Raw genomic sequence first — 20,076 nt, 5'->3', positions numbered from 1 at the left:
GGGGCGCTCCTTAGGTAGCTGCTCAACAGCGTCGAGGGTGCCACACGCTCGCCGCCGCCCATAGCATCTACAGCGCTGTTGAGGGCGCGCTCGCGAGCGGCTTCGCTACCGCCGACCTACACCACGCGGTGGGACACGACCTTAAGGTCGGCTAGAGGGCTGGCTGACCATGGCGTTAATATATTGCGGCATTATGAAATTTTAGACATTCCAGTAACAAATAAACTTAACATTCTTTCACTTGAGTTTTGGGGCTTGTTATTCAATTAACTAGGGCGCCGGAACCCGGCAAGATCAAGCGGGTTAGTCGAAATCCAATTTTGCTGGTGCTTGTTGAGGGATGAGACGCTACGCATTTGCGGGAAGCTGCAAATGATTTTGTGCTTTATTACATAATGGTTCTTTAAGGAGTTGTTGGCATGCGCGTAGAAAACGATCATTGCGATGTGATCGGTGTCTCGGTCGCTCCCACGCAACTTAATAGTCTGTCTGCTGCGATCCTGCGGCAGCGGGGGATGGCGCGAGTGTCGCTGCCAGGCAATGTGGTGACCTGGGCGGCAGGCCGTCACCAGACGCTCAGGCGGATGTTTTCCGACCAGCGTTTCAACAGGGACTGGCGACAGTGGCGGGCGCTGCAGGACGGCGAGATTCCCGAGGATCATCCGCTGATCGGGATGTGCAAAGTGGACAACATGGTCACGGCACATGGCGCCGATCACCGGCGCTTGCGCGGCCTGCTGTCCAGGAGCTTCGCGCCCAGTCGTATCGCCTTGCTGGCGCCACGGATCGAACAATGCGTCGATCGACTCCTGGCCGAGATGGCGCAGCGCGGCGGCAGTGCCGATCTGATGTGCGAGTTCGCCGTTCCGCTGCCCACCAACGTGATCGCCGAACTGTTCGGTTTGCCGGACGAACAGCGCGAGGAGATCGTCGCGCTTACCTACAGCCGGGCCAACACCTCCGCCACAGCCGCAGAGGTGCGACAGACGCGGCAGCGCATCCCGGAGTTCTTCCGTCGCCTGATCGCGCTCAAGCGGGGCCAGCTCGGCGACGATCTGGCTTCGGCCCTGATCGTCGCGCGCGACAACGGCGAGCTCGTTTCCGACACCGAGCTCATCGACATGCTGTTCATGGTGCTATCTGCGGGCTTCGTGACCACCACCGGCGTCATCGGCAATGGCGTGCTGGCATTGCTGACGCATCCGCAGCAACTGCACCTGGTGCGCAGCGGCCAAGTTCCGTGGTCACAGGCGATCGAGGAGATCCTGCGCTGGGGCAGCGCAGTGGCCAATCTGCCGTTCCGCTATGCCACCCAGGACGTGGAGATCGACGGATGCATGGTCCGCCGCGGCGACGCCGTCCTGATGGCGTTCCATGCGGCGAACCGGGACGAAAAGGCCTTCGGTCCCGGCGCCGACAGGTTCGATGTCACCCGGCGGCACAACCCGCACCTGTCGTTCGGCGAGGGGCCGCATTCCTGCCTGGGCGCTGAGCTGGCGCGCCTGGAATTGCGCTGCGCCTTCCCCGCGCTGTTCGGGCGGCTGGAGGATCTGGCGCTGACCATCGCCGCGGAGGACGTCGTCTACATGCCGTCTTACGTCATTCGCTGCCCGCAGCGCCTGCCGGTCACCTTCCGCCCTTCCATCGCTTAGAGAGTGAAGTGCCACCATGTCCGAACAACCCTTGCCGACGCTGCCGATGTGGCGCATCGATCACATCGAGCCCTCGCCCGAGATGTTGGCGCTATGCGCCAATGGTCCGATCCACCGCGTGCGGTTCCCGTCCGGGCACGAAGGCTGGTGGGTGACAGGCTACGACGAGGCCAAGGCGGTGCTGTCCGACGCAGCATTCCGGCCCGCGGGAATGCCGCCGGCGGCATTCACCCCGGATTCGGTGATTCTCGGTTCGCCGGGATGGCTGGTCTCGCACGAGGGGGGCGAGCATGCCCGGTTACGCACGATCGTGGCGCCGGCCTTCAGCAACCGCAGGGTGAAGCTGCTCGCGCAGCAGGTCGAAGCGATCGCCGCGCAGTTGTTCGAGACGCTGGCGACCCAGCCCCAGCCCGCCGACCTGCGGCGCCACCTCTCCTTTCCGCTTCCAGCCATGGTCATCAGCGCGCTGATGGGCGTGCTCTACGAGGATCACGCCTTTTTCGCCGGGCTGTCCGACGAGGTGATGACGCACCAGCATGAAAGCGGCCCGCGCAGCGCGTCACGCCTAGCCTGGGAAGAACTGCGCGCCTACATTCGCGACAAGATGCGGGACAAGCGCCAGGATCCGGGCGACAACCTGCTGACGGATCTGCTCGCGGCGGTCGACCAGGGCAAGGCAACCGAGGAAGAGGCGATCGGCCTGGCGGCGGGCATATTGGTGGCGGGGCACGAGAGCACCGTGGCGCAGATCGAATTCGGCCTGCTGGCCATGTTCCGCCATCCGCAACAGCGCGAACGCCTGGTCGGCGATCCATCCCTGGTGGACAAGGCGGTGGAGGAAATCCTGCGCATGTACCCGCCGGGCGCGGGCTGGGACGGCATCATGCGCTATCCGAGGACCGAGGTGACCATCGCGGGCGTGCATATTCCCGCGGAAAGCAAGGTGCTGGTCGGCCTGCCGGCGACGTCGTTCGATCCGCGCCATTTCGACGACCCGGAAATCTTCGACATCGGACGCGACGAAAACCCGCACCTGGCGTTCTCCTACGGGCCGCACAACTGTATCGGCGCAGCGCTGGCCAGGCTGGAACTCAAGGTGGTGTTCGGTTCGATCTTCCAGCGCTTTCCCGCGCTACGCCTGGCCGTGGCGCCCGAAGAACTGAAGCTGCGCAAGGAGATCATCACTGGCGGGTTCGAGGAGTTCCCGGTGCTCTGGTGATGCGCGGACGCCGCCGGGATGGGGATCTTCTCCGCAATTTTCCGGCGCGCCTGGGCGCGCACCGGTCAGATCAGCCAGCCAACAGGTAAGCAGGATGGACGTGCAAGAAACCACAGCAGCATGCCGGGACGCCTTCGCCGAACTGGCGTCGCCAGCATGCATCCACGACCCGTATCCGTTCATGCGGTGGTTGCGCGAGCACGATCCGGTGCATCGCGCGGCGTCGGGCCTCTTTCTGTTGAGCCGCCACGTCGACATTTACTGGGCGCTGAAGGCGACGGGCGATGCGTTTCGGGGACCGGCGCCGGGCGAACTGGCGCGCTATTTCCCCCGTGCGGCGACCAGCCTGTCGCTCAATCTGCTGGCGTCCACGCTAGCGATGATGGACCCCCCGACGCATACGCGTCTGCGCCGGCTGATCTCGCGCGATTTCACCATGCGCCAGATCGACGACCTGCGGCCGAGCATCGCGCGCATCGCCGCAGCGCGCCTGGACGGCATGGCGCCCGCGCTGGAGCGCGGGGAGGCGGTGGACCTGCATCGGGAATTCGCGCTGGCCTTGCCCATGCTGGTCTTCGCCGAACTGTTCGGCATGCCCCAGGATGACATGTTCGGGCTCGCCGCCGGCATCGGCCCCATTCTGGAAGGCCTGAGCCCGCACGCCAGCGATCCCCAGCTCGCCGCGGCGGACGCGGCCAGCGCCAAGGTGCAGGCCTACTTCGGCGACCTCATACTGCGCAAGCGCACCGACCCCCACCACGACATCGTGTCGATGCTGGTCGGCGCACATGACGACGATGCCGACACGCTGTCGGATGCGGAGTTGATCAGCATGTTGTGGGGCATGCTGCTGGGCGGCTTCGCCACCACTGCTGCGACCATCGACCATGCGGTCCTGGCGATGCTGGCGCATCCCGAACAGCGGCACTGGCTGCAGGGAGACGCCGTGGGGGTGAAGGCATTCGTGGAAGAAGTCCTGCGCTGCGACGCGCCTGCCATGTTCAGCTCCATTCCGCGGATCGCCCAGCGCGACATCGAACTGGGCGGCGTGGTGATTCCGAAGAACGCGGACGTGCGCGTGCTGATCGCGGCAGGCAATCGCGACCCGGACGCCTTCGCCGATCCCGACCGCTTCGATCCCGTGCGGTTCTACGGCACCAGTCCTGGCATGTCGAGCGACGGGAAGATCATGCTGAGCTTCGGTCACGGCATCCACTTCTGCCTGGGTGCGCAACTGGCCCGGGTGCAGTTGGCCGAGAGCCTGCCGCGGATCCAGGCGCGCTTCCCCACGCTGGCATTGGCCGAGCAGCCGACCCGGGAGCCCTCCGCGTTCCTTAGGACGTTCCGCGCGCTGCCGGTGCGGCTGCATGCGCTGGGGGGCTGAGATGCGCGTCGTGGTCGACCAGGATCTGTGCGGAACCACCGGGCAGTGCGTGCTGACGCTGCCGGGGACCTTTCGCCAGCGCGAACCGGATGGCGTGGCTGAAGTGTGCGTGGTGACGGTCCCGCAGGCGCTGCACGCCGCCGTGCGGCTCGCGGCCAGCCAGTGCCCGGTCGCCGCCATTCGGGTCATCGAAAGCGACTCTGGCGATGGCGAGCGCGCCAGCGCCAACCCTGCGCCTTCTCCGGCGGAGGCCTATCGGCATGCCGCGAAAGACCAACGCAATCCAGGAGGACACGATGGGACGGTTTGAAGGCAAGGTGGCCGTGGTGACCGGCGCCGGCGCCGGCATCGGCAAGGCATGCGCCCTCGCCCTCGCGCGCGAGGGCGGCAGAGTCGTGGTGGCCGACATTGATGGCTCGGCGGCCATCGCCTGCACCGCGCAGATCGCGGCCGAAGCCGGCCACGCGCTGGCCCTGGCCATGGACATTGCCGATGCGCAGGCGGTGGCAGCGCTGTTCGAGACGGCGGAGCGGCACTTCGGTGGGGTCGACCTGCTGGTGAACAACGCGAGCGCCATGCATCTGACCCCGCGCGACCACGCGATCCTCGACCTGGACCTGGCGGTCTGGGATCAGATCATGGCGACCAATCTGCGCGGCACGCTGCTCTGCTGCCGGCAGGCCATCCCACGGATGATCGCCCGCGGCGGTGGTGCCATCGTCAACATGTCGTCGTGCCAGGGGCTCAGCGGTGACACCGCGCAGACGTCCTACGCCGCGTCGAAGGCGGCGATGAACATGCTGTCGGCCTCGCTCGCCACCCAGTACGGTCACGCGCAGATCCGCTGCAACGCGGTTGCGCCGGGTCTCATCATGACCGAGCGTCTCCTCGCCAAGCTGGACGAGTGCATGCAACGGCATCTGCGCCGGCACCAGCTCCTGCCGCGCGTCGGCCGCCCCGAGGACGTGGCCGCGCTGGTGGCTTTCCTGCTCTCCGACGATGCTGCGTTCATCACTGGCCAGGTCGTGTGCATCGACGGCGGCATGCTGGCGCATGTGCCGACATACGCCGACGGTGGCAACAGCCGCGCCGCGCGGCCTGCCGGCGACATCGCCGAAGCGGCCGCGGCGCCGCGCTGCTGATGAACATGCTGCTCAACCCGCTGGATCGTCGGCACCGGCTGCGGCACAAAATCCCGATCGTGCCCGGCGCTTTCCCCCTCGTCGGGCATCTTCCCGCCATCGTCTGCGACCTACCGCGCCTACTGCGGCGCGCGGAACGGACGCTGGGCAGCCACTTCTGGCTGGATTTCGGCCCTGCCGGCCACCTGATGACCTGCACGGATCTGGATGCATTCGCACTGCTCCGGCACAAGGACGTGTCCTCGGGGCTGATGGAAGAGATCGCGCCCGAATTGCTTCGCGGAACGTTGGTCGCTCAGGACGGCGGCGCGCACCGGCAGGCGCGCGATGCGATCAAGGCGGCGTTCTTGCCCAAGGGACTGACCCAGGCCGGCATCGGCGACCTGTTCGCGCCCATCATCCTGGAGCGGGTGCAGGCGTGGCGCGACCGCGGCGACGTAACCATCCTGCGCGAAACCGGCGATCTGACGCTCAAGCTCATCTTCAGCCTCATGGGAATCCCCGCGAACGACCTGCCGGGATGGCATCGCAAGTACCGGCAACTGCTGCAGTTGATCGTCGCGCCCCCGATCGACCTGCCCGGACTGCCCTTGCGGCGCGGCCGCGCCGCCCGCGACTGGATCGACGCGCAGTTGCGCCAGTTCGTCCGGGACGCGCGCGCGCATGCCGCGCGAACCGGGTTGATCAACGACATGGTGAGCGCCTTCGATCGCAGCGATGATGCGCTCTCCGATGACGTCCTGGTCGCCAATATCCGCTTGCTGCTGCTTGGCGGTCACGACACCACCGCCTCGACGATGGCCTGGATGGTGATCGAGCTGGCGCGGCAGCCTGTGCTGTGGGACGCCCTGGTCGAGGAGGCGCAACGCGTGGGCGCGGTGCCGACCCGGCACGCGGACCTGGCGCAGTGTCCGGTCGCCGAGGCGCTGTTCCGCGAAACGCTACGCGTGCATCCGGCGACCACGGTCCTGCCGCGTCGCGCGCTGCAGGAATTGCAGCTCGGCCAACGGCGCATTCCCGCGGGCACCCCTCTGTGCATCCCGCTGCTGCATTTCTCGACCTCGGCGCTGCTGCACGAGGCGCCTGATCAGTTCCGCCTGGCGCGGTGGCTGCAACGCACGGAGCCGATCCGGCCGGTGGACATGCTGCAGTTCGGTACCGGCCCACACGTCTGCATCGGCTACCACCTGGTATGGCTGGAACTGGTGCAGTTCTCCGTCGCCTTGGCGCTGACCATGCACAAGGCCGGGGTGCGGCCGCGGTTGCTGAGCGGCGTCGAAAAGGGCCGGCGCTATTACCCGACCGCACATCCGTCCATGACAATCCGCATCGGATTCTCATGAGCTGGCATCGCACGCCCTGTGTGGCGAGGCAGCGGCGACGCGCGGCATTGCTGCACTCGGCGCGCGCGCTCGGTGCGACGCCGGCAACACCGCGGCAGCTCGGCGCTCGCCGTGGCGGTCTCCTGTCAGGTACAAGGACATGAACAACATGCAGACCGGTTCCACGCTACACGACGACCGAACTGGCGTTTCCGCGCTCGGCGGATTGGGGGCGCAGGCGCGCGGCGCATCCGGCAGGCTGCTGCCGGAAATCTGGATGCAGGACGGCGCAAAGCGGGTCGAACAGGCGCTGGCGCGTCTTCTCTGCGCCGAAGACGACGGTGAGACCGATCTGATGGCGGCGATGCGCTACGCCACCTTGCATGGCGGAAAGCGCACCCGCGCCTTGCTCTGTCTGGCTGCCGGCGCACTGGCCGACACGCCGGCGCACATGCTCGACGACGTCTGCGCCGCCATCGAGATGATGCACGCCTGTACCCTGGTCCACGACGACCTGCCCGCGATGGACGACGACGTGCTTCGCCGCGGCCTTCCGACCGTGCACGTCAAGTTCGGCGAAGCCACTGCGATCCTGGTCGGCGATGCGTTGCAGGCGCACGCCTTCCTGACCCTGGCGAGCCTGGATGCGCCCGGCCACAACCGTATCGCGCTCGTGCGCGAACTGGCGCAGGCGGTGTCCGCCGAGGGTGCCGCAGGCGGGCAGGCTATAGATCTATCGCTGGTCGGAAAGCACGTCGAGCTGGACAAGATCGTGGCGATGCACCGGATGAAGAGCGGAGCGCTAGTGCGCGCGTCCGTTCGCATGGGCGCGCTAGGCGCCATCGCGGAGGATGCCGCGCACGCTGCGCTGTACTGTGCGCTCGATCGCTACAGCGCCTGTTTCGGCTTGGCGTTGCAGGTAGTCGACGACATTCTCGACGCGACAGCGGATACGGCGACGCTGGGCAAGACCCCCGGCAAGGACGCGGCGGCGCAAAAGCCGACCTGCGCGTCGATCATGGGGCTGCAGGCAGCGCGCCAGTTCGCGCTGGATCTGTTGCGCGACGCCGGGGAGGCCATCGCCCCGTTGGGGCCGCGTGCGGAACGATTGGCGCAGATGCTGCAGCGGGGTAACGCGTATCTGTTCAAGCACGCGCCCTGCGCATGAGCGCGCGTCCGCATGGAGCCGCCCCTGTGCCGCTGCGATCGGCTGGCGGCAGCGGCGCATGCTGCACTATGTCCAAGTCCGCGGCGCCGATCGCAGCGGTTGCGCAGCGGGCCGCGGCCCGCGGCGCGCAAGCGTATGCGGCGGACCGGCGCCGGCATCGGGGCGCGTCGCCGCGCCGGAGCAGGGCGGCCGTCCGGCGCTGCCCGTCCGCCGGGCCGCGACGGGCCTGACCGACTGCTCGATCCTGGTCCTCGTCAACCGTCTGCAGAAGGAACATCCCGCTTGAACGCGCTGTCCGAACAGATCCTTTCCGAATTGCGCCACCTGCTGAGCGAGATGAGCGACGGCGGCAGCGTCGGTCCGTCCGTCTACGACACCGCGCGAGCTCTGCAGTTCCACGGCAACGTCACCGGTCGCCAGGACGCATACGCGTGGCTCATCGCGCAGCAACAGGCCGATGGCGGATGGGGAAGCGCGGACTTCCCGCTGTTCCGCCATGCGCCCACGTGGGCGGCGTTGTTGGCATTGCAGCGTGCCGATCCTCTTCCCGGCGCTGCCGACGCAGTCCAGGCTGCAACCCGGTTCCTCGAGCGCCAGCCCGATCCCTACGCGCATGCGGTGCCGGAAGACGCGCCGATCGGCGCGGAGCTGATCCTGCCGCAGTTGTGCGGCGAAGCCGCATCCTTGCTGGGCGGCGTGGCGTTTCCGCGCCACCAGGCGCTGTTGCCGTTGCGGCAAGCGTGCCTGCTCAAGCTGGGGGCGGTGGCGACATTGCCGAGCGGCCATCCCTTGCTGCACTCCTGGGAAGCCTGGGGGACGTCGCCGACCACCGCATGCCCGGATGACGACGGCAGCATCGGCATCAGTCCGGCGGCCACCGCCGCGTGGCGTGCACACGCCGTGACACAGGGGGGCACGCCGCAGGTCGGGCGCGCCGACGCGTATCTGCAGGCGGCATCGCGGGCGACGCGCAGCGGCATCGAAGGTGTCGTTCCCAACGTCTGGCCGATCAATGTGTTCGAGCCATGCTGGTCGCTGTACACCCTGCATCTGGCCGGGCTGTTCGCGCATCCCGCGCTCGCCGAGGCGGTGCGCGTAATCGTCGCGCAGCTCGACGCCCGCCTGGGCGTGCGCGGTCTGGGCCCGGCCTTGCACTTCGCGGCCGATGCGGACGACACCGCCGTTGCGTTGTGCGTCCTGCGCCTTGCAGGCCGCTACCCGGCGGTCGATGCGTTGCGCCATTTCGAAATCGGCGAGCTGTTCGTCACCTTCCCCGGCGAGCGCAATGCCTCGGTGTCGACCAACATCCATGCCCTGCATGCGTTGCGACTGTTGGGAAAGCCCGCCGCCGGCACCAGCGCCTACGTCGAGGCCAATCGCAACCCGCACGGTCTATGGCACAACGAAAAATGGCACGTTTCGTGGCTGTATCCCACCGCGCATGCGGTCGCTGCGCTGGCGCAAGGCAACCCCCAGTGGCGCGACGAACGCGCGCTGGCGGCGCTGCTGCAGGCGCAGCGCGACGGCGGCGGCTGGGGCACCGGTCGCGCGTCCACATTCGAGGAAACCGCCTATGCGCTGTTCGCGTTGCACGTGATGGACGGGAGCGAAGAGCCGACAGGGCGCCGGCGCATCGCGCAGGCGGTGGCGCGTGCGCTGGAGTGGATGCTCGCCCGCCATGCGGCGCATGCACTGCCGCAGACGCCGCTGTGGATCGGCAAGGAACTGTATTGCCCCACCCGGGTCGTGCGCGTGGCCGAACTTGCCGGGTTGTTGCTGGCGCTTCGTTGGGGGCGGCGCGTCCTGGCCGAGGGACCAGGAGCGGCGCCATGATCCAGACCGAACGCGCGCTGCAGCAAGTGCTGGAGTGGGGGCGTTCCCTGACCGGGTTCGCCGACGAGCATGCCGTGGAAGCGGTCAGGGGCGGCCAGTACATCCTGCAGCGTATCCAACCGAGCCTGCGCGACACCAGCGCCCGCACCGGCCGCGATCCGCAGGACGAAACGCTGATCGTGGCGTTCTATCGCGAACTGGCGCTGCTGTTCTGGCTCGACGATTGCAACGACCTTGGCCTGATCGCGCCGGAGCAACTCGCCGCGGTGGAGCAGGCGCTGTGGCAGGGCGTACGGTGCGCGCTCCCTGGATTCGAGGGCTGCGCTTTGCTGCGCGCTTCGCTGGCCGCGCTCGCCTACGATCGTCGCGACTATGCTCAGCTTCTCGACGATACCCGGTGCTACTGCGCGGCGCTGCGCGCCGCGCAGGCGGCAGGGGTGGAACGCTGGTCCTACGCCGAGTACCTCCACAACGGCATCGATTCGATCGCCTACGCGAACGTGTTCTGTTGCCTGTCGTTGCTGTGGGGGCTGGACATGGCGACCTTGCGCGCGCGTCCGGCGTTTCGCCAGGTCCTGCGGCTCATCTCCGCGATAGGGCGCCTGCAGAACGATCTGCATGGACGCGACAAGGACAGGTCGGCCGGCGAGGCCGACAACGCGGCGATCCTGCTGCTGCAGCGCTATCCGGCTATGCCTGTGGTGGAGTTCCTCAACGACGAGCTGGCCGGCCATACGCGCATGCTGCACCGGGTGATGGCGCAAGAACGCTTTCCCGCGCCATGGGGACGGTTGATCGAGGCCATGGCGGCCATCCGCGCGCAGTACTACCAGACCTCGACCAGCCGCTACCGCAGCGACGCTGCGGGGGGAAGCCAGCGTGCGCCGGCCTGAACGCGCGGGAGACGGCGGCGTGCGCGCGCTGCCGTCGGTCCGATCCGACGCAACGCCGTCGCCCGATGGGACGGATGGAGCGAGCATGAGCGACACCGCCCTGAGCCGGCGCAAGGACGACCATCTGGACATCGTGCTGGATCGGCGAACGGCGCCGGCCACGGTCGCGGGCTGGGAGTACATCCGTTTCGAACACTGCGCATTGCCCGAGTTGGACTTGACGCAGATCGACCTGCGCGCCTCGCTGCTGGGCAAGACCATGCGCGCGCCGCTGCTGATCAGCTCCATGACCGGCGGCATGCCACGCGCTGCGGCCGTCAACCGGCATCTGAGCGAGGCAGCGCAAGCCTTGGGGATCGCCATGTGCGTCGGTTCGCAGCGCGTGAGTCTGCAATCCCGCAACTCCCAGGGGCTGACGCGCGCGCTGCGCCGCCTGGCCCCAGACATTCCCTTGCTGGCCAATATCGGCGCCGCGCAACTGCGCGAGGCCGACGGCCTGGACCTGGCGCGCCGGGCGGTGGATGCGCTGGAGGCCGATGGACTCATCGTCCATCTCAATCCGCTGCAGGAAGCGGTACAGCCGGAGGGCGACCGCGACTGGCGCGGCGTCCTGGCGCAGATCGCTCGCGCCGCGCGCAGCGTGGGCGTGCCGATCGTGGCCAAGGAAGTGGGGTCGGGCCTGTCCGCCTCGGTGGCCTGTGCGCTCGTCGAGGCGGGCGTGGCGGTGGTCGATGTCGCCGGCGCCGGCGGCACCAGTTGGGCCGCGGTGGAGGGCGAGCGCGCCCGCGATGCCGCCGACCGTGCTGTGGCGATGGCGTTCGCCGATTGGGGGATTCCGACCCCGGCCAGCGTGCAGGCGGTACGTCGGGCGCTGCCAACGGTGAAGCTGATCGCGTCGGGCGGGATCCGCGACGGCGTCGACGTGGCCAAGGCCATCCACCTGGGCGCGGACATCGCCGGGCAGGCGGCCGGCGTGCTGCGCGCAGCGACGGTGTCCACCGAGGCGGTTGTCGCGCATTTCGAGATCGTCATCCGCCAGTTGGCCGTCGCCTGCTTCTGCACCGGCTCGGCTGATCTGGCGGCGTTGCGTCAGGCGCGCTTGTTGCCCTCGGCGCATCTGCTCGCCGGTTGATGCCGGCGTCGCCCGCACGTGCCGGCGGGCGCCGAGCAGGCTGCTGAAATGCTTACGCCAAAACATAGACTACTGATCCACCTTGGCGAAGCGGTTCGATGCGCGGGAGCGAGGTGTTCATGGAGCAGCTGTTCACGATGAAGCGGTTGGAGGATTTCGCTCCAGCCGATCATCCACTGTGCCTGATCCGGCTGATGGTCAATGAAGCGCTGGTGCGGCTAGACCAGACGCGAGGAATGACAGAAACTCTCCGTCGGACGTCGACAGGTTCAGGCCATTGAAGCTCGTTATTGAGTACCAACCAGGCGGTGCCGGAATTGGTTGCGGATATGGTCGTTGAAAAAGCGGCCTTTGGCGAAGGCGGCTTCGAACGCGGCGAAGGTCTCCGGCGGCACGTCCTCAAACTCGTACCGTTTGCCGCTGGCGACGAACCACACCGAAAGGACTTTGCGCTTCGCGGCCGCCGACCTTCAGGGAGGTCCCGGAAAGCCCGCTCATCCGGATCGGTATTCCCAAACCGCGCAGACCCTTGTTCGGAACGAACCCGCCACGGACTCTGTAGAACGGACCCTCATGGTCGAACGGTTGTCATTCGACCACAGTCTCTTCAACAGCCTCAGATATTCGTCCGTCCGCTGGCAGGTCGCGATAACCTGTAGCGACGTCGTCTTCGGCAATGCCGTCAGCCAGAATTCTTAGAGCCAGGCGGCCTTCGCTGGCGGCGTCGAGCAGCTGGCGTGCCGCCCACTGTCGGCGCGACGACCCCCGCCCAATGTGTAAGAACAACCTGAAGCGACGAGGTCAACGCCGCCGCGTTGGCCGCAAGATCGAAGTTGCTCAAGCGGCTGGCGGCGCCATCGATCACGACGGTTTGAAACCCCGCATCCTCAACTTGTGCGAGGGCTGCCGCGGATGCCTGCGGATCAAAAAAGGACGGCGCGGCTGCAGAAAGCTCGTTCGAATCGGTACCGGCGACGAAAGTGAACTCGATGGAGATCGCATCTCCTCCTTCGTCCAGGGGTTCGCCACGGTCGGCGAAAAGATCGGATCCTGCTTTCCCTGTTAGCGGACAATCATGTCTTCGATTGCGCAGTCGACGGCGGCAAGCGCACCGTCGAGCGCCAACGCGCCTGTCGCAAGGCTAAACCAGCGAGCCCCCTCGTAACGCTCCACCCCCTTCAGGCCGCCGCCTCCGGCGAAGCGGTCGGCAATCGCGACCTGGTCGGCATGACGCACGTTCACGCAGAAATGCCTATGCCGCCTGATTGCTGCCCAGGTTGACGAGTTCAGGTTGATACTGACGACCATTACCTCCGGCTCGACGAACAGTGAGTGCGGTCGTAAGGGTCGCGCCCGTCTGTGCGTCGCCAATACCTGCGGTAACCACGGACACGGCTCCGGCCAGGTGCCGCATGGCAGATTTCAGGGGGATCCGGGTTTAATCTGGGGAACGGGTTCGGTCAGTGTCATCTGGATAGCTTCCTGCTAATTACACCTTCACGATGCCTTGCACCCTCCTGGATCTCAGCGCCTTCCCGGTCGCCTCGCCCGCATTGGTCGCGAAGGGCCCTGATCCGGCCTCACCGGGCTTCTACGCTGCGCACAGGCTGATCCACGAGCGCGGTCTCTACTGGTGGCGACGCTATTGCGAAGCGGCAGGCGTCATGCTGGACGATCTCGACAGCCACCTGTTCTTCAACCGCATGCATTTGTGCATGGACGCGGCGCTACGCGGTCTTGGCATTGCCATCGGCTACCATGGGGCAGGCCACTCCCATAATCCAAACGTCGCTTGTCGCCGCTCGCGCGCTTAGGTAGCTGGGCAGAAATCCACGCGTTGTACGAGTTCATCCATTCATATCGAAACCAAATCGATCAACCCAGATTTATCGCCTCTCAAATAATAGCGCCGCCCAGATTCGACCGATAAAGGTTCTCGTAAAGGGTGGAAAGCCGTTGGCCAATGGCTCCTCCGTTCTCTAGAAGAGACGAGGAACTTCCCAAAATGGGCGTCAAAATATGACGTCATTCCGTGGCAAAGGCCGGAACTATACACAATGACTTGATGTTCTACCGGATCCAAAGCGCCCGGATTTAGATAGTCATAGCTCCTGAAAAGAACAGTTGGCGAGAGACATACCGGTTCGTGCAGTATCTGGCTCACGGGGAAATATGAACGCTCGGCAAACACATTAAAACCGGACAGATCAAACCCACATTGGTTAAAGACGGAATTATTCTCAAAGGCTTGGCTGTCAGTGCAGAGGAAACCGAGTTGCTGAACCCGCTCTGGCATCACTACTGTAGTGGGACTGGCGATTTGGCGGATATCTTCCGCGATCGCTTCATATCCCTCACCAACTACTCCAGCGTCCAATGTTTCGGTAAAAATGATGTCAGGCGCCGAAGGAAGGTCGCCGTCCAGAATCGCTTGCCTTGAGGACTTTGCAATCACCGCGATGCGATCCTGCAAATCGTTCGCCCGGATAATCTCCCGCGCCGCGTCAGCAATTCGCTCGTCCATTTCGCATGTGAATACTTTTCGAGCCCCATACTTGGCGAAGAGCATTGCCGGAAGGCCAGCGCCCGTTCCGATTTCAACAACAGTCTTTCCTCTGAGACTACAAGAGGCTATCGCCGCCTCTATTGCTGCATTTCTGACGGAGTCGCGCATCATTATGAAGTGCCACCTGGGGACTTTAGACCCTGCGTGATCGAGTAATGCGATTTCGTTCATTTTAATATCCTCATAAAACTCACGGTGGGTGAAAAAGCCGACGATCTCATCGTGGACGAAGATCGAGAACGGGCAGTCCGGCGTATGAAGCTATTCAACCGGGCCACAAAGTGTTCTTGCGCCGGGCTCAAACTTCAAAAACGGCACAGCGGCGCAGGTCAATGTGGGACAACGTCTTCCACGTCGCACGCATTGTAGATCTCCCTGTGAGGGCAAGCCTCTGCTGAAGAGCGAATGAATATTCAACTCGCGACGAGGGAGCAGCAAAAATGGTGCCAGTCACACAGAAACGGCTCAGTCAAGCGCCTACATGCCTACATGCCTACATGCCTACATGAGAGTACAAAGGAATATCTGTCTGCCATTTTGGGAATCGGCCCCGCCCTGACACCACTGTCGGGTTTTTGTCGAATCCCCGACACGGTCATCTTCGCCTGTCTTGCTTGCAGATCGTGGTCGCCCTCAAATGTGTCACCGAACACGAGATCATCCGCGAGTCGACATGAGACTGGTAAATTCTCTGGTCAAATACGGTTTGTTAGGCCGGAGCAGTCCATCAGTGTCGCTTTGCCCGGAGAGAAAGAGATGGCGGTGGAATGACAATCGCGATTGAGGGAAAGAACGAGTGCGGCGATGTTCGTCGTCGGGACGTCCAGGTACACAAGGGCTGGGAGCGCCTTTCGGGTCTGACGCACTCTCGATGGAGTTTGACGTCATGTTGCGCCGATCAGCCTGGGTTGCAAAAGGTTGAGCTTCCCCGCCCGTACATCTGGCTTTTCACCAGCTTGAGCTTGGTGATCTGGCCTTCGGTTTGTCCGTTGGACCACGGTTCGGTGATCGCAAAGCGGAGGGCAGCGTGCTGGCGAATGATGCCTTTGGCGAAAGACGCGATGAGACTTTTGCTGGCGTCAGCGATCCACGGTTCCAAATTGTCGGGCACCTTCTTGCGGATCATGGAATGGAAGCCGGCGATCGGAAGGGTGAAGTTGGGTCGTGGGAGCCAGTCACTGGCCTAGTGATCTTGGCAGCGCGACCGGTCGCCGTCAAATACCCGAGGTACGCCGGCTCCGGGAATTCCGCGCGTACGGATCTGTGCGAGGGCCCAGCAAATCGGCGTTCGTTCCGCGATTTTGTGCCCAAAGACCCGATAACGAGGCACGTAGCAAGAACGTGATCCCTGAGCCAACCAGGAGGCCTCCCCTATGGGTCAATACGGTCAGTTGGCCTGCCATCATTCCAGGACAGGACAACTGATAAAGAAGGTGTCGCCGGTCTGGCGTCTGACGACCGTACTATCCGACACTGTTCTGTCGCCTTTGTTGGGTCCGCGACACCGGCTATTTCGCCGAGCTCTTGTCTGGCCTCAGGCTAATCCGCTGAAATCAATCACAATGTTTTTCTTCTGCTGGGTCGGCCAAATTGGCACGAGTTTTGAAACTCTTCGTTGCGAGCCGGGAAGCCGCCGACCGATTTCGTGGATGACACAGCGATCGATGGAACGAAGAAAGAAAACCAAAATGTCAAATCCGCATCAGATAGCATTCTATGGAAGGGGCCTCGGCGAAACCGCCCCTACCGAACAGGCGCGCCGCCCTTGTCGACCCTTGCGCAGCAAATCTTGATGGCGGTTGCGACTCAAAGGCCCACCACACCCGCCTTATCCTGAACTCGAAGGCGCAGAATAAAGTTCTGGTCTCGCCGCGCGGGGTCGCCGAGGATCTTCCGGCAAACTGTACCGAGATCAAGGCGATCGCCGAAAAACAGTCCGACGTTTTTGCCGAGTCGGGGAGAGGGAGATCAACGTGCATTCATCTCGAGATGCAGCGTATGCCAAGGGGTTTATAGGAAATACAGTCACTTCCGAGCAGCGACAACTTTTCAATGACATACTCGAAATAGGCCTGCAGTTCGTATCCGGCGCCGAGCTTAGAGCTGGCGGCGTCCTGAATTACACAGCGTTGGAAGACCTCAAATCTCTGATCGCGGAGCCGCTCCCGCTCAACGGTCTTACATACAGCGAGCTGCTACAAACCTTGCTGCGCCAAGTCGTACACCCGGCTATAGCTCAACATGACAAGCGCTATCTGGCATTCCCGGACACAGGGAACAGTGTGGGTGCTATTGCAGCCGACCTATTGATTCCCTTCTTGAACCAAAACCTTATCGCAGTCGACCGGAGTGCGCCATCCGCATCATTGATAGAAATACAGCTAATTTCTTGGCTCAGACAGCTAGTCGGATATCAGACATCAGATATGAACCGGCCTGACTTTTCCCTGGCTCAGGTTGGAGGGCTGTGGACTACCGGCGGGAACATGTCGAACCATATAGCTCTCCTAGCTGCGATGCAGAACCATTTTCCGAACGCAGCAAAAGAGGGTCTCGCAAGTCAATCAAAGAAGCCTACATTCGTTCTCGCACGAGGAATAGAGCACTTCTCTTTCGCTGCAGCAGCGCGTGTCCTTGGCATCGGAGAAGATAATATTCTTTGGTGCAACGCAACCAACGACTATACGACTGACCCACACTCAGTACAGGAGGTTCTGCGCGATTGCCCTTCTGACCGAGAGCCATTCGCAGTTGTATGCGTAACGGGAAATTGTCGTACTGCCAACATTGACTCGATCAACTCGTTGCGCGAGATCTGCGATGAACATAGACTGTGGCTTCATGTTGATGCCTGCCATGGTGGAAGCCTTCTGTTCTCCGAGAGGCATAGGGCGCTCGTCTCTGGGATCGAAAGGGCGGACTCAGTCTCGTTGGATCCTCACAAGGGTCTTTTTGTCCCGTATCCATCAAGCTATGTCCTTTTCAAGGATGCTTCGTCACTAAAACCATTCTGCAGATACCCGCAAAAGTTTGATGATCCAGTTAACCTCGATCTAGGCTTAATCACACCGTTTTTGGGCTCCCGAGGTTTCCACTCGCTCAAATTATGGCTTCTGATCAAGCATCTGGGACTGAGCGGCATCGCTGACGCAATTGACGCACGCTCATCGCTGAACGCGTCCATGACATCGGACCTTGCGGCTACACAAATGTTCTGCCTCCTGAACAGCAATATCTTCTACAGACAGGCTTTCGTACTTTTACCACATGATTTAACGAAGGTGCTACAGCAGTATCATGATGACAACGTCGAGAGTACGAGGCTCGCCAATCTAGTTAGTTTGGCAACACGCAATTTTAGCGCAGACCTGTATAGACGCGGCAAGGTATGCCTAGACAGTTACATGTTGGCCGATCTTGATAATCGAATCGGCCTAGGCTCCGGTCGCAAGTATGAGGTCGCCGCTATGGCAATAGGTCATACGTCAATTGACCCAGGGACAAGGATCGAGATCTGGCATGAAATTCGGGAGGTTGCTCTACCGCACTGTAAGTGGCTTAGGCAGAACATATCGGAGAATACGAATGTAGACTTGGCGATAGACAACACAGCGAGTCCTGCCTCATGGTAGCGTCCTTCGCTGTCACATTTACCGGACACGACAAATTCGCTTTAATGCTGCGCGGCAGACGACATACTACACGTTGCCCGCAAATACAGCGTGTATTGACATCCAGCTCGATACCAATCCACTCGGGCAAATCTCTGTTAGGTATACAACCTCCAGAGCGGATGTAAAAATATGCAAATAGCCCTGCAAGCATGGAGAGAGAATGCGCCGTTCACGCCGCGCACAATAAACGCATCGTCCTTGCAGGCCGCGGTAACAGAAGCCGAATGTTTTCCCGATCTGTATCCATTCAGATGCAATAGGGAACTAATTGATATCCCGGATAACTTTCGGCTCTTCGCTTTTGATGAAACGATTTTTGTCGCGAAACGGTCGCAAGAGGAAATCGTGTCCAGCGAATGCAACAACGCATTATTGGCAAGAGAACGACTTTCGAACGGTCCACTTATTCCTATTGTTCCTCGGCTGATTCAGACCCAAAATGGGCATTGGCTGGTAAGCCGTTACGTTGGTAAAACTCTTCACGAAGAGAAATGTTACGCTCATATAGTGTCAAGAGAAACACTCTCCAACCTTCTATTGACATTGCGTCGGGTAGGACTTGAGTGGGCGGGGCTGGCTCCTCGAAATCTCATTCCCATTTGCGGCAAGAAGTTCTACGCAATTGATTGGGAAGATCTAATTGTCCACAACAATCCCAACATCTCTTGGGCACCTCTGTCGAGAATGACTATCGCGCTAAACTGGGCACGAGCATTCCGGGATCCAGATTCGGCTCTGTCATTCGTATGCGACCATGTCGGTTCTGGCTCTGAGGAGCAGCCCCTTGATAACTTTGAACTCGCCTTCAAAGCAATTTCAGTACTCGCCATGCCCGACGCCGCTATACGCGAGGTATGCCAAAACATCACGTTCGGCAGCGAGGCACCAGTCGTTGAGAACGATACAAGTATCCTTTCCCCCCATGAAGTAGGTCACCTCGTAACAGATTTGTTCGGGTCGCCGCTTGATGTTCTTTATACCGCAACTGCTTCTAAGTTCCGCCGGATGCGTGGAGACGACGAATTTAAGCAATTTCTTATATTTTTCACACACAACGTAGAGGCAGCACTGCTATCCCAAGAGGGCGCAACTGTCGAGAATCGCGTAGAATGGCTCAAGTATCGTGTTGCCGTCGCAATGCTTGTGTTGTTTGATCATGACACAAAATGGGACGTTCAAGCGAGTGCAACGCACACCGCTTTTAGCCCGGCAATCTGCAGCATCGAAAAAGTCCGATCTCTCCAGACAGAGCTAGGTATCCATGCGGCGGCGGAGCGATCGCGCTCCGTGCTGCATATAATTAGAACGATATGGGATGCCTGCTGTGCTTCATTCGACTTGACTTCTCATTACCAACTCCTGCTACGAGGTTCTATATCGCAGCACCTAATGACAGTGCGCAGTGACATAGACTTCGAAATTAGCTCCTATTATCATCCATTTGGGTGTGACCAACTTGAGCGACTTGTCTCAAGTTTTCTATCCTGTTTGATGTTACATGCGGAAGGAAGTTGGGCGCGGCCGCGGGAGCAAGATATCTCAACTGCTACCTGGAGCCGGGATGTACTCGAGTGGCTGGAGCTCAGACATATTGATCCCCGGGAGGAGGCTTGGCCTTTAAGCGCGCTGGGCCGAAATCTTCCTATTGTTCTTGAGCTTGGGAAGTACGAAGTAACCGGCCTTGCCTTGACCCCAAAAAACGTTTGGTTCGCCGTGCGGGCATTGTTAGCCCGCGCTAGCGCTATAGCTGGGTGCAAAAGTGTGGTGGCAATGGATCAGCTAGAATCTATACATCAAGCGTTCGGACTAGAGACATCGCTTCGGTGCTCAGATCTTTTGATTGCTGCGTTATCCGCATATGAGATAGATGATCAGTCTGCAGCGCCTGAGTTGACTAATGCGCTTGAAGCTCTCGCCAAGGAATTACAGCTTCCAACCAGTGCATTTTTGTAGGTGGGTTTCGCTCTGACTTCGCCGCGTAGTAGCACATGATACGGATCGCGTTGGGCAGAATACCAGCAAGCAATCTGAAGACACAGACAGATTCCATGAGTCCTACGTCAGTTAAGCGGCCACCGACATAACGCGCGG

17 protein-coding genes and 3 pseudogenes are annotated in these 20,076 nt (G+C 62.1%); 16 read left to right on the top strand and 4 right to left on the bottom strand.

Annotation, left to right across the window (positions count from 1 at the left end; genetic code table 11):
• The first annotated feature begins 419 nt into the window (after window positions 1-419).
• The 12 genes and pseudogenes from AC0L3O_RS33485 to AC0L3O_RS33430 all read left to right on the top strand — a co-directional run.
• Window positions 420-1,652, top strand: coding sequence for a cytochrome P450 family protein (locus AC0L3O_RS33485; protein WP_473617876.1), 1,233 nt, complete (start codon window positions 420-422; stop codon window positions 1,650-1,652).
• Between the two features lie 16 nt (window positions 1,653-1,668).
• Window positions 1,669-2,871 carry a cytochrome P450 gene (locus AC0L3O_RS33480; RefSeq protein WP_473617874.1) on the top strand — a complete coding sequence of 401 codons (1,203 nt, stop codon included), beginning with the start codon at window positions 1,669-1,671 and terminating at the stop codon, window positions 2,869-2,871.
• A gap of 94 nt (window positions 2,872-2,965) precedes the next feature.
• Window positions 2,966-4,255, top strand: a complete 1,290-nt coding sequence (locus tag AC0L3O_RS33475) for a cytochrome P450 (protein ID WP_473617873.1) — start codon at window positions 2,966-2,968, stop codon at window positions 4,253-4,255.
• Window position 4,256: 1 nt separating this feature from the next.
• Window positions 4,257-4,565, top strand: coding sequence for a ferredoxin (locus AC0L3O_RS33470; protein ID WP_473617871.1), 309 nt, complete (start codon window positions 4,257-4,259; stop codon window positions 4,563-4,565).
• The gene (locus tag AC0L3O_RS33465) at window positions 4,552-5,397 is read left to right on the top strand and encodes an SDR family oxidoreductase (RefSeq protein ID WP_065010993.1); all 846 of its coding nucleotides are present in this window, start codon (window positions 4,552-4,554) and stop codon (window positions 5,395-5,397) included. The genes AC0L3O_RS33470 and AC0L3O_RS33465 overlap by 14 nt, the downstream gene beginning before the upstream one ends.
• Window positions 5,397-6,740: a cytochrome P450 gene (locus AC0L3O_RS33460; RefSeq protein WP_473617870.1), complete on the top strand. Its 1,344-nt coding sequence runs from the start codon at window positions 5,397-5,399 to the stop codon at window positions 6,738-6,740. The genes AC0L3O_RS33465 and AC0L3O_RS33460 overlap by 1 nt, the downstream gene beginning before the upstream one ends.
• Before the next feature lie 148 nt (window positions 6,741-6,888).
• Complete coding sequence (locus AC0L3O_RS33455) at window positions 6,889-7,887, top strand: polyprenyl synthetase family protein (protein WP_473617878.1); 999 nt, start codon at window positions 6,889-6,891, stop codon at window positions 7,885-7,887.
• A 58-nt stretch (window positions 7,888-7,945) separates the two neighbouring features.
• Window positions 7,946-8,173, top strand: coding sequence for a hypothetical protein (locus AC0L3O_RS33450; protein ID WP_473617869.1), 228 nt, complete (start codon window positions 7,946-7,948; stop codon window positions 8,171-8,173).
• Window positions 8,170-9,720, top strand: coding sequence for a hypothetical protein (locus tag AC0L3O_RS33445; RefSeq protein WP_473617867.1), 1,551 nt, complete (start codon window positions 8,170-8,172; stop codon window positions 9,718-9,720). The genes AC0L3O_RS33450 and AC0L3O_RS33445 overlap by 4 nt, the downstream gene beginning before the upstream one ends.
• Complete coding sequence (locus tag AC0L3O_RS33440) at window positions 9,717-10,613, top strand: terpene synthase family protein (RefSeq protein WP_473617866.1); 897 nt, start codon at window positions 9,717-9,719, stop codon at window positions 10,611-10,613. The genes AC0L3O_RS33445 and AC0L3O_RS33440 overlap by 4 nt, the downstream gene beginning before the upstream one ends.
• A gap of 85 nt (window positions 10,614-10,698) precedes the next feature.
• The gene (gene fni / locus AC0L3O_RS33435) at window positions 10,699-11,745 is read left to right on the top strand and encodes a type 2 isopentenyl-diphosphate Delta-isomerase (RefSeq protein ID WP_473535620.1); all 1,047 of its coding nucleotides are present in this window, start codon (window positions 10,699-10,701) and stop codon (window positions 11,743-11,745) included.
• A gap of 98 nt (window positions 11,746-11,843) precedes the next feature.
• A pseudogene (locus AC0L3O_RS33430) lies at window positions 11,844-11,972 on the top strand (IS5/IS1182 family transposase); the annotation flags it as partial.
• 60 nt (window positions 11,973-12,032) lie between these two features.
• Here AC0L3O_RS33430 and AC0L3O_RS33425 read toward each other — a convergent pair.
• Window positions 12,033-12,188, bottom strand: a pseudogene (locus AC0L3O_RS33425) (KTSC domain-containing protein); the annotation flags it as partial.
• 329 nt (window positions 12,189-12,517) lie between these two features.
• Between AC0L3O_RS33425 and AC0L3O_RS33420 the strand changes: the two are divergent.
• Window positions 12,518-12,811: a hypothetical protein gene (locus AC0L3O_RS33420; RefSeq protein ID WP_473617864.1), complete on the top strand. Its 294-nt coding sequence runs from the start codon at window positions 12,518-12,520 to the stop codon at window positions 12,809-12,811.
• Here AC0L3O_RS33420 and AC0L3O_RS33415 read toward each other — a convergent pair.
• The gene (locus AC0L3O_RS33415; RefSeq protein ID WP_473617863.1) at window positions 12,808-13,053 is read right to left on the bottom strand and encodes a flavin reductase; all 246 of its coding nucleotides are present in this window, start codon (window positions 13,051-13,053) and stop codon (window positions 12,808-12,810) included. The genes AC0L3O_RS33420 and AC0L3O_RS33415 overlap by 4 nt on opposite strands.
• A gap of 194 nt (window positions 13,054-13,247) precedes the next feature.
• Here AC0L3O_RS33415 and AC0L3O_RS33410 point away from each other — a divergent pair, with 194 nt between their 5' ends.
• Window positions 13,248-13,559: a type 2 periplasmic-binding domain-containing protein gene (locus AC0L3O_RS33410; protein WP_473617862.1), complete on the top strand. Its 312-nt coding sequence runs from the start codon at window positions 13,248-13,250 to the stop codon at window positions 13,557-13,559.
• Between the two features lie 41 nt (window positions 13,560-13,600).
• Here AC0L3O_RS33410 and AC0L3O_RS33405 read toward each other — a convergent pair whose 3' ends face one another.
• Together AC0L3O_RS33405 and AC0L3O_RS33400 are read right to left on the bottom strand one after the other, a co-directional pair.
• A complete protein-coding gene (locus tag AC0L3O_RS33405; RefSeq protein WP_473617860.1) occupies window positions 13,601-14,482 on the bottom strand; it encodes a 50S ribosomal protein L11 methyltransferase in 882 nt (293 codons plus the stop codon).
• Window positions 14,483-15,195: 713 nt separating this feature from the next.
• A pseudogene (locus AC0L3O_RS33400) lies at window positions 15,196-15,455 on the bottom strand (ISL3 family transposase); the annotation flags it as partial.
• Between the two features lie 829 nt (window positions 15,456-16,284).
• On the opposite strand from AC0L3O_RS33400, the gene AC0L3O_RS33395 reads away from it, so the two are divergent.
• Both AC0L3O_RS33395 and AC0L3O_RS33390 read left to right on the top strand, forming a co-directional pair.
• Window positions 16,285-17,943: a pyridoxal phosphate-dependent decarboxylase family protein gene (locus AC0L3O_RS33395; protein ID WP_473617858.1), complete on the top strand. Its 1,659-nt coding sequence runs from the start codon at window positions 16,285-16,287 to the stop codon at window positions 17,941-17,943.
• A gap of 171 nt (window positions 17,944-18,114) precedes the next feature.
• Window positions 18,115-19,938 (top strand): hypothetical protein, encoded by a 1,824-nt coding sequence (locus AC0L3O_RS33390; RefSeq protein WP_473617857.1) that lies wholly within the window; start codon window positions 18,115-18,117, stop codon window positions 19,936-19,938.
• Window positions 19,939-20,076: the final 138 nt, after the last annotated feature.

It is taken from the genome of Mesorhizobium sp. WSM4810 (genome assembly GCF_055811235.1).
The sequence above is the reverse complement of the archived record's forward strand: the minus strand, read 5'-3'. Positions and strand labels throughout refer to the sequence as shown.